Source organism: Endozoicomonas arenosclerae (assembly GCF_001562015.1).
Classification (GTDB): Bacteria; Pseudomonadota; Gammaproteobacteria; order Pseudomonadales; family Endozoicomonadaceae; genus Endozoicomonas_A; species Endozoicomonas_A arenosclerae.
In genome coordinates this window covers 1-732 of record NZ_LASA01000046.1, presented here as the reverse complement: position 1 = coordinate 732, position 732 = coordinate 1, and the positions used below count along the sequence as shown (strand labels likewise).

The 732-nt window shown below is 44.3% G+C and carries 2 rRNA genes; both read left to right on the top strand.

The window, feature by feature from the left end:
- Nucleotides 1-225 (top strand): 16S ribosomal RNA (locus WG89_RS03070); the annotation flags it as partial.
- 330 nt (nucleotides 226-555) lie between these two features.
- Nucleotides 556-732: ribosomal RNA gene (locus WG89_RS03065) — 23S ribosomal RNA — on the top strand; the annotation flags it as partial.

Here is a 732-nt window from a genome sequence, read left to right as displayed (position 1 = left end):
AACTCGACTCCATGAAGTCGGAATCGCTAGTAATCGTGAATCAGAATGTCACGGTGAATACGTTCCCGGGCCTTGTACACACCGCCCGTCACACCATGGGAGTGGGTTGCTCCAGAAGTGGCTAGCTTAACCTTCGGGAGAGCGGTCACCACGGAGTGATTCATGACTGGGGTGAAGTCGTAACAAGGTAGCCCTAGGGGAACCTGGGGCTGGATCACCTCCTTAAACGAAGACTGACCTTCCATAAGCGTTCACACGAATTGTTTGATACAAAACAGCATCTTGATGCTGTTTTGTGTTTTTGCTCTTTAACAATGTGGAATCCAAACTTAAATTAAGCTGAGTTGATTTAAGCAGCTGATTATTAATTTATTATTAATCGGTCGTTTAATGAGATTCTTGCTGAGACACTCTCAAGTATATGATCGAAAGATCATTGCTAATGTGTATGGCGATTCAGACTTCTTCGGAAGGACTGAATAAGATCGTTAAAGGTAGTTATATGATTCTGTAACTTCTTGGTTATCTAATTTATTAGATCGCTTTGGGTTATATGGTCAAGTGACTAAGCGTACACGGTGGATGCCTTGGCAGTCAGAGGCGATGAAGGACGTGGTAATCTGCGAAAAGTCTTGGGGAGCCGATAAACAGGCCCTGATCCAGGAATGTCCGAATGGGGAAACCCACTCACGTAAGTGAGTATCCTTTACCTGAATACATAGGGTTTAGGAG